Origin of the sequence: Bartonella sp. AA23NXGY (genome assembly GCF_042197165.1) — a bacterium.
Classification (GTDB): Bacteria; Pseudomonadota; Alphaproteobacteria; order Rhizobiales; family Rhizobiaceae; genus Bartonella.
Genome location: NZ_JBHIRO010000058.1, coordinates 1 through 1,922, shown reverse-complemented (window position 1 = coordinate 1,922; position 1,922 = coordinate 1). Strand labels below are relative to the sequence as shown.

Sequence of the window (1,922 nt, the reverse complement as noted above, 5' to 3'; positions counted from 1 at the left end):
TTCATTATTCCCCTCTTTCAATGGATTTATTTACAATAAAAAAGCTCATAAGCCTGTTGATATTTCCTGTCACCGCTTCATTAAAACAACGGTGAACAATATTGAAATGTTGGATTGAGGGAACAGTCCCGCCATTCCAAGAGAAGGCAAGGATGGCGGATTGTTGATCATCACAAGCAAGACTTAAGGATAGCATTCATATTGTTCTGGATGTTTTTTACAAAACGGGCTATTTAAGCGCTTCTTGACACTGCGCTGTGGAACAACAGCACCTGGACGACAAATGGGCAAGTTTTCGGCTTTATGATTTCCACACCAGCCCCCCCCCCTATCATATTTATCATGGAAACCAGCTTGAATCATACAAGCTTCTATGGTTGCCCATGCATTGTTGCTTAAATTTCTGTTTTCTGGAAATACATCATAAGGAGCTGGCATTCCACATTCTAAAAGTGCTTTTTTTACCTCAAGCCGATCTGCTCCTGATTTCTCCCACACCGTGAAGTATCCTGCAGGAGGTTTATTAAACTGACATCCAGCTATACTTAACAAAGTTACAGCGCTTAATAATTTTAAAGTTTGTTTCATTTTTTCCTCCTTAAAGGGAATTGTACTCGATGGGAAAGTCCATATATATCTCGACATTTTGGACCCGCATCTCCAAGGCAAGTATGAGGATTATAAGGATTTTTGAACATATTCCATGTTTCTTTCCACCAGTTACTGCCAGCAGGTATTGTCTCATAAGTATAGCCATTGCCGCCAATCCATCGGCTTACAAAGTCATATCTATGCCCATCAAAACCAATAGTGGTTTGTTTGCCATCACTCACATAACCTAACAGACCGGATGCAACTAAAACATTAAAGGCTGGTCCATAGAAATTGATATTCGTGTTGTCGGCTATACCGTGCACACCTTCTTGTTTGAAAGAATTCAGCATATTCCCCAATGTCATTGTCCCGCGACTATGTCCATAAAGTTCTAATCCTGTAAGACCATGGCTATACACCAAATCTTTTGCTTCTTGTGTTGAATTGGTCAAACCCCAAAAGTTATTTTCCATAAACTTCTGATAGCCCGCGACCAGAAGTTCTGAAATAGCAGAATCGGCTTGAGGGAACACAACAAAATAAAGCGGTTCATTTTTATCCTTCGCATGTTGAACCGCATAAACAGCGGCTTCCTCTGGTGGAGTAAAGATGCCATTAAAGGACACATGCACCTTGCCATCAGCACCCTCTTGTAAATGCTGCTTTTCTTCATCCGTTAAATAATGTGCGTGAGGTATTGGTTGTCCACGAGCGTCTCTTATAGGTACCCCATTTGCATCTATTTCATAGATTATATTACCCTTTTCATCACGGTCGACCACGGCAATGGGGTGCTCTTTGATAAACATGGTTTTATAGGAGTCATCGCTGTATTTAAACCCTTCTTCCAACAATTGCGTTGCCATTTCGCGGTTTTCATGGACGATTTGTTCCAGCTTGCCTACATCGAGCTGTTGTACACCCTTATGGGCGCTAGCAGTATCCCGATTAAGGGAGGCTATGGCTTGCTCAACATCTTGTCCTGTCAACGCCTTCTGCCCTGCTTCATCAGTAATGACGATAGTGCCATTGCTGATAGCGGATTTGGTATATCCTTCCTCTGAATCTTTAGCTTTTGAATGATCTAAGACATTTTTAGCAATGTTTTTCCCGACACCATATTTGCCCTGATACATCGGACCACCCGCTGAAATGCTTAAACCTTGGCTGCTAGCTTGAGCATGCGCACTGTTGCTGATATCACTGGTGCTAATGCTTCCTGTGGTCAGGCTGTTTTTTTCTGCCGGCGCGGTGCTTTCAATAATACCTCCGGTCAGCGTTGTTTTATCTTTAACGTTGATCTTAAAACCACCATCACCCGCTTTGAT

The 1,922-nt window shown here is 42.2% G+C and carries 2 protein-coding genes; both read right to left on the bottom strand.

Features of this window, described 5'->3' with window-relative positions:
• Positions 1-183: 183 nt before the first annotated feature.
• Positions 184-588, bottom strand: coding sequence for a hypothetical protein (locus ACFINY_RS09595; RefSeq protein WP_375612686.1), 405 nt, complete (start codon positions 586-588; stop codon positions 184-186).
• Positions 585-1,922: filamentous hemagglutinin (locus ACFINY_RS09590; RefSeq protein WP_375701058.1), on the bottom strand; the 1,338-nt coding region annotated here is incomplete at its 5' end. The genes ACFINY_RS09595 and ACFINY_RS09590, both read right to left, overlap by 4 nt.